Origin of the sequence: Limosilactobacillus mucosae (genome assembly GCF_046939755.1) — a bacterium.
Lineage (GTDB): Bacteria > Bacillota > Bacilli > Lactobacillales > Lactobacillaceae > Limosilactobacillus > Limosilactobacillus mucosae_A.
Genome location: NZ_JBKZAY010000045.1, coordinates 1 through 7218, shown reverse-complemented (window position 1 = coordinate 7218; position 7218 = coordinate 1). Strand labels below are relative to the sequence as shown.

Genomic DNA, 7218 nt, shown 5'->3' with positions numbered 1-7218 from the left:
GGGGGTGTTTGAGTGTATGAGGATAAAATTTTATTTTTTGAAGTTTAAATTGAAGATGTTGATATAACTACTATCAATAATTGCTATAGAATTTTGTAAGTTAATTTCAAGCTGTCTTTTGAAATGTCTGATATTTTTCCGACCATCATAATTTTATGTTCGTTAATCCACAACAATACAGTACCATTTGAAAATGGTTTTTCTGGACTCCAACTAATGTAAAGACATTCGTTCACGTCCACGTCTAATGGATTGTTAATATCCTCATATTTTTTTTGAGTACATACATATAGATATTGTTTCCTTTGAGAGTTGCTATTCTGAACATTATAAGAATATACTTCATTATTGCTAGCGTGAGTCCACATAGTTGTAAATAGTTGTTGTCCACTGCCAAATGAAAATGTACCGTTATTAAATGCAGTGTTTATAGTACTTGTTCCTGATAGGCGAGGATTAAAGTTTCTATTTTCTTGAATAAATGCCTTTTTTATTAGATTGTCAATCCCACATTTGTAACCTTTAGGTTTTAGCATGTTGACGGTATCGGTATTGGAGAATATTTTATCGAGTAATTGTTGATAAGCATCGATGTTTTTGTTATCGTCTGGATTATTAATATTTATAGTAATATATTTTAATTTATTAAACACACCGCTAGGCTGATCATGCCCATAAACATGTATTGGAATTATTTGTATGTTATTTTTATTCTTTTTAATTTCGTTAACTTCTTGAAATACTCCTGTCCCAGGCATGTCCATTCTTTCTAAATATTCGTTGTCTAGTAAGCAAATAACAAAGTCAGAATTAATTAGCGTTCCAGTCATGAACGAATTTAAATCATCCCCAAGGCGTGTAGAGTTACGATCCATAAAAACATTAATTTTTTGTTCTAGAACTTTATTTTTATCGCTTAAAAAGGTATATAGCCAATCTACGAAATCTTTGTTCTGTTTATTCCAAGCATATGAGATAAATACACTAATATGATTTTTCAAAGTTGTCATCCTTTAGCTATCGTTGAAACATTGTTGCAAAAAAATAAAATTTAAGTATGAATTTTTCAATTCTTAGATTAAATTAGATTAAATAGGACTTAATTTCTAGTAAAATGAGATAATTACTTCTTCAAAAAGTAAAAAAGCAGAGAACAATTATCTCCGCTTTTGTTTTAGTGTTTAACCAGATTTGCGACTTCGCTACCACTAACCTTAAACAGAACTTCAGGTTGGAGCCGTTCTGTAGGCTCAACGTAATCATATTCTTCTCCGGCAAAAGTCTTAAGCACAGCCATCAGAATATGTTTCATCCCTTTTGGAGGAATTGCCATACCGATTTGACGACGTACGCTTTCTTTGCCACCTATGAATACATAATCATCGGGGAATGTTTGTAGGCGAGCACGTTCGCGATTGGTTAAAGCCCGATTTTCCTTCCAATGATACATATGTGTACCGCCGCCGCCAGAACCAGTTACGGTATACGATGGCTTGTCGAAGGTGAGACGTTTGTAGATATTAGAGAGTTTAGCTCCCTTAACGTTTAAACGCAACTCTTCAGGGATAGAAAGCGACCATGCATTACCACCTTCAGGGATATACTTGAGCATCTCTACGGTTCGCTTATTATGGTGTGTTTTTTCATTATTTGGCGCATCTGTAGGAATTGGCGGTTCATTCAATGCTTCACCAGCGGTTTTATAGTCTGAAGGATTTGGAGTAGTGGGAGCTGGAACGTGGAACTTGATACCTTTTTCAGCCAAATCATTTCTGATTCCGACGATGATAATACGGTGACGCATTTGAGGAACGCCATATTGTTCAAATTTATAGAAGTTAGGCGTCAGAGTGTAGCCAGATTCTTGAAGGGCTTTTAGGATCTGAATGAATGCCTCACCTTGGTTAGCGGAAGTAAGGCCACCAACATTTTCAGCAACGAATACCTTAGGCTGGTATCTTCTTAAAACATGGACACCGTAGCTATAGAGAGGTCCATAGTTTCCGTCAAGTCCTTTGTGCTTACCCACTACCGAGTAATCGTTGCAGGGAAAGCCAAAGATCAAGGCATCGATATTACCAAGCTTTTCATCATCATCTAGATTAAAATGGCGAACGTCTTCACAGTAAACTGTTTTAGCGTCAGGATTATTAAGTATGTTTAACTTGTATGTTTCAACGGTATCAGGGTCATATTCGTTGGCCCAGGCGTGTTCAAAACCCCATTCTTCACCATTTTTATCTATAAAGTGGCTGTTCTTGGCAGCATAGGCTCCGCCGCCAGGACCAGCGAAAAGTTCAGCAGTTCTAAATATCATGATATCTCCCTCAACTCTTTAATTGTTTTTTCGCAAACATATGTTTTAGCATATGGCTATGCTAAAATTTTACACTTTTTTGTTTGTACAAGCAATGTTTAAATATAATTGAAAACAATTTTCTTGAAGCGGGGTAAAAAGAGATGTCTATTCTATATACAAATGTTCCACCAATGGTAAAACCTAGTGACAAGAAAAGTATTCGTGATACATTCGAAGAAATTCTTGCTCAATCAGATAAATTGGAAGTAGCAGTTGGATACGTATCCGTAAAAGGATTACAGAGAATTGATGAACTGGTAGAAAAGTATAAGATAAAAGACATCAAACTAGCCTGCGGAATGTATTCAGTTGATGGATTGCCTGAGAGCATTAAAAATGAGATCATCCGACTGCATGAAAAGTGGCGTGGAGCTGGAATTGGCGAAATTTACGTCGTTAAAAACATGGACTATCATGGTAAGCTTTATAACTTCTGGAAAGACGGGAAACCGTTTCGGAGCATTGTTGGATCCGCTAACTTGGGAGCTTTAGCGCCAACTGGCCGAACAATGCGGCAATATGAGCTTGCAAATACTATTGAAAATGAGAAAGAAAATCAAGAACTTGCTGAATTCATTGATGATTTAATCAAGAAATGCTGTGTTTCAGCTGACAATATGGATAGTATTAAGGTAGTTCATGAGCGAATTGAATTATTGAATGCGATTGAAGATGTTTCTGAACTGACTGAATCATCTGTTCAGAGCTTCAGTAAAAAGGAAAATGGGATTGTTGTTCGTGTTCCAATTAAAGCCCCTAAATTCGCCAATCGATTTAGTACGGATCGAAAAGACTATGCTAGTTCAAATATTAATGTCTGCTATGGTAAGGGGCGAAAAGGCAAGAATGGTAAATACACACGACGTAATTGGTTTGAAACTCAGATTACAGTAAGTGTTGATATTACGCGTGATCCAGACTATCCAAAAGACAAGCCATTCTTCCTTGTAACTGATGATGGCTATATGTTTGAAGCGCATACTACTGCTCAAAATAATAAACAACTGACTGCATACGGAGATGATCGAATCTTTGGTCGTTGGATTAAAGGACGTTTGGTTGCTGCAGGTCTTCTAAAAGCGTTTGATGATGCAGATCAGGATCCAGAACGATTAGGCGTAGTAACGGAGGAAATGCTTGAGAAATCTAACATGAAGGTATTAGAGCTCCATAAGACTAACGAGAAACGTCTCGGTAAAGTATATGCTCGGAACGAAAGAAACCGGTTAGATAAGAAGCATAGCACTGAAGAACCACTGGATGTATGGACTATTCATTTTAGCAATTAATAATTTTGTGAGGGTCTAATTAATGAGTTATTTAAGTAATTATATAGAGAGAATGCGAAGCGAGGGAAAGAAGGATTTTGCTGATTCGATTGAAAAAACGGCAAAAAAGATCGGTGACAAAGAACTTTCTAAATTTGACTACGCATCACACCAAATAGGCCTATTATTTGGCAATATTCAATCAGGAAAAACAGGACATGTATTTGGAGTGATTTGCGAGGCGGTTGACCTTGGATTTCCGTTCTTTCTTTTTCTTACAACAGACAATACTACGCTTCAAGAACAGACCTATGAACGCGCAAAAAAAGAATTAACGGATTTTGTAGTCTGTGATGAAAATGAAGAGCAAAAGTTTCGCAACCATGGAGATAAGCCTGTAATTGTTGTTGTAAAGAAAAATCATAGTGTCCTTAAGGCATGGGCAAATCGATTTAAAAATTCCAACATGCTTTTAGGAAATCCGCTTTTCATCATTGACGATGAAGCTGATGCGGCATCTCTAAATACTAAAGTTAATCAAGGGGATGTTTCTTCGATCAATAAATTCCTTCAAGAGATTATTGATACGGCTCAAAGCAGTATTTACCTGCAAATGACGGGTACTCCTCAATCATTATTATTACAGTCTAGTACCTCAGGATGGCATCCATTATTTGTAGATTATTTCGAACCAGGAAAAAAGTATATTGGTGGTAATTTCTTCTTTCCTAAGGATACAACGCCTGATTTTGTACGTTTTATTGATAATGATTCGTCGATGGAAATTGCTCATAAGGTAGTTGTGCGCCATCTGGTTGTAACGGCACAACTATTTCTGACAGGGCATAAAGTCTCTAATTGTTTAATCCATACAAGTCGATTACAGTCTGACCATAACAAAACAGGCGAGGATATACGTAAGGTACTGGTTAAGCTTGCTTATGATCATGATAAGGCCGAATTAAAGTCAGAAATAGAACAAGAATACGCTTCGCTTGCTCCAGAAGATTCGGTCAAACAGTCATTTGATGATATTTACAAATGCATTCAAGATATTCTTGAAAAAGCTAAGTATAGTATTGTCGTTTTGAATGGAGCCAGTGCAGATAGCAGCGAAGATTATGTGAGCGGTTGTAATTTTGTTGTAGGAGGAACGAATCTTGGCCGAGGTGTAACCTTTGGACAATTGCATACGTTCTACTATGCTCGTACCAGCAAGCATCCCCAAGCGGATACCATGTGGCAACATAATCGGATGTTTGGTTACGATCGTGATAAAGGTCTGGTAAGTCTGTTTATTACTCATCAGCTCTATAACCTTTTTGCTGAAATCAATGAAACCAATAATGCAATTGTTGAGCAGGCACGTAAAGGTGAAAGAATTACCATTAGTTATCCGGATGGTCTGAATCCAACGCGAGAGAATGTATTGGATAAATCATTGCTTAATATCCTTCCAGGAAATAGTAACCATTTCCCTTCAAACCCACATAATAATACCTTTAAAGATATTTCTGCTATGGTTAAGAATTTTGATGGAACCGAGGAACCACAACCTGTATCTTTAAGATTCATTCTTAAGCTTTTGGATAAGTTTGAGGATGATAACTTCAATTTTGAAGGCTACAAGAGCATGATTCAGTCTGAATTGAATAAATCATCGCTTGCTACTGGGATGTTGATGGTTCGCAGAAATCGTGATATTACTTATGGAATGCGTGCCTTACTTTCGCCAAATGACTGGGCAGCTACCAACAAGTTTAAAGATAAATTTGTCTTGACTCTCTATCAAGTAAATGGTGATAATCCAAAATTAAATTGGCCAGACGGAAAGAAAATATGGGTGCCAAACATTAAGCTTCCTGGTACTAGTAATATTTACATGATCAATTAGCCTGTATTGGAGTGTGTTTATAGATGTCTAATCTTTATTCAAATATCCCTCCCTTAACTGTGAGTAACGACCAAGAAACCATTCTAGAGGCTTTTCGTTCAAGCATAGCAGAATCTGACAGGTTAGAAGTTGCTGTTGGATATGTTACCAGCAAAAGTCTTGAAGAATTAGCAAGTCTTGTTGAAAAATATCATGTATCAGAAGTAGTCTTAGTATGTGGAATGTATCGTGATGGCATTCCTTCTGATGTCAAGGATAAGATTGTTAAAATTCAACAGAATTGGGAAAAAACCGGCACAGGAAATATTTATTTGGTTGATGGTATAACTTATCACGGCAAAATTTATACCTTCTGGAAAAATAATAAGGTATTTCAGAGTATAGTTGGATCAGCTAATTTAAGTACACTTGCACCTAATCAAGGTTCTGGAAGTCAACAATATGAATTTGCAGTTACCATAGACGATGAAGAACAGAATAAGCAAATTTCAGAATTTATCCATAGATTATTAGATGAGACGTGTGTTTTGGCAAATGAAATTGATAAGTTTCCGGTCATTGAAAAGGTGTCCCATACTGGTAGAGGGAAAGTACCTGCATCATCAATGATCTCTGATGATGACTCAAAACTTACTGAAAGCACTTTAGAGAAATGCAACCAATCATTAACAGACAAAGTCTTGAAGATTGAAATTAAAGCTCCTAAATTAGCAGATTTGGAACAAGGGAAGAGAACACTAATGGGATCTAACATTAATGTTTGCTATGCTAATTCCAATAAACGTCCACGTTCCTGGTATGAAGCGCAACTAAATATAAGTAAAAATATTAAAGATTTTCCGCGAAAGATACCATTTTTCATAGTAACAGAAGAAGGGAATGTCTTCTTGGCTGAAACGAAGAGTCAGGGCAATAAGCAGTTGTCAGTCAGTGGTAGTGATCTTATTTTAGGGAAGTGGTTAAAAGGTCGTTTAGTTCGGAGTAAAATGATTAAGCCAATTAATACTAGGGACGAACTGATTAGTGATGGCAAACGGCTTGTCCCTAAGGGTGCAATTACTCAGGAACTTTTGGAACAAGCGAATATGCGTTACCTTATTCTTAGAAAGACAAAGCTAAAAAAAGAGGGGACAGTTATTGATAGCAATGGCCACTCTGTTCTTGCAAATCTAGATGTATGGGTGGCATCTTTTGAAGCATAATGTAGATGTAGAGTAGGGTGATATTGCGATGGAGTATGAGTTTGAATCTGATCAAGAAACCCGCAAACGTATGTCAAAGGTCCATGCGACTGAGGGCAAGGATGAAGTCGTTATTCGTAAGATTCTCTGGGACAATGGTATCCACTATCGCAAAAACTATAAAGAGTTGCCTGGAAAGCCGGATATTGCAATTACTAAATACAAAATCGCCGTCTTTATCGATGGAGAGTTCTGGCATGGTTATGATTGGGAAAACTACCGCAATCACATTAAGAGAAACCGTGACTATTGGATCCCTAAGATCGAACATAATATGAAACACGATCAAGAAGTCAATGCCAAGCTGGAAGAGAAGGGATGGACCGTTCTTCGCTTTTGGTCTAAGAAAGTGCTGAAGAATCCAGAGTATTATGCCGAGTTGATCATGTGGCATGTCAGAGCAAAGCAGAATCCACAAGATACTGATGATAAATAAAATCCGAGCAACGGGTGCAG

The 7218-nt window shown here is 37.0% G+C and carries 6 protein-coding genes; 4 read left to right on the top strand and 2 right to left on the bottom strand.

Going from position 1 to position 7218, the window contains the following annotated elements:
• Positions 1-83: 83 nt before the first annotated feature.
• Positions 84-1001 carry a toll/interleukin-1 receptor domain-containing protein gene (locus ACLUWI_RS09755; RefSeq protein ID WP_412147164.1) on the bottom strand — a complete coding sequence of 306 codons (918 nt, stop codon included), beginning with the start codon at positions 999-1001 and terminating at the stop codon, positions 84-86.
• Positions 1002-1174: 173 nt separating this feature from the next.
• Positions 1175-2317 (bottom strand): DNA cytosine methyltransferase, encoded by a 1143-nt coding sequence (locus tag ACLUWI_RS09750; RefSeq protein ID WP_412138256.1) that lies wholly within the window; start codon positions 2315-2317, stop codon positions 1175-1177.
• Between the two features lie 143 nt (positions 2318-2460).
• On the opposite strand from ACLUWI_RS09750, the gene ACLUWI_RS09745 reads away from it, so the two are divergent.
• Genes ACLUWI_RS09745 through ACLUWI_RS09730 form a run of 4 tightly spaced genes read left to right on the top strand, consistent with a single transcriptional unit; the run spans position 2461 to position 7198 of the window.
• A complete protein-coding gene (locus tag ACLUWI_RS09745; RefSeq protein ID WP_412138255.1) occupies positions 2461-3648 on the top strand; it encodes a restriction endonuclease PLD domain-containing protein in 1188 nt (395 codons plus the stop codon).
• A 22-nt stretch (positions 3649-3670) separates the two neighbouring features.
• On the top strand, positions 3671-5521 hold the full coding sequence (locus ACLUWI_RS09740; RefSeq protein ID WP_412138254.1) for a Z1 domain-containing protein: 1851 nt from the start codon (positions 3671-3673) through the stop codon (positions 5519-5521).
• A gap of 23 nt (positions 5522-5544) precedes the next feature.
• Complete coding sequence (locus ACLUWI_RS09735; protein WP_412138253.1) at positions 5545-6723, top strand: restriction endonuclease PLD domain-containing protein; 1179 nt, start codon at positions 5545-5547, stop codon at positions 6721-6723.
• Positions 6724-6751: 28 nt separating this feature from the next.
• On the top strand, positions 6752-7198 hold the full coding sequence (locus ACLUWI_RS09730) for a very short patch repair endonuclease (RefSeq protein WP_412145019.1): 447 nt from the start codon (positions 6752-6754) through the stop codon (positions 7196-7198).
• Positions 7199-7218: the final 20 nt, after the last annotated feature.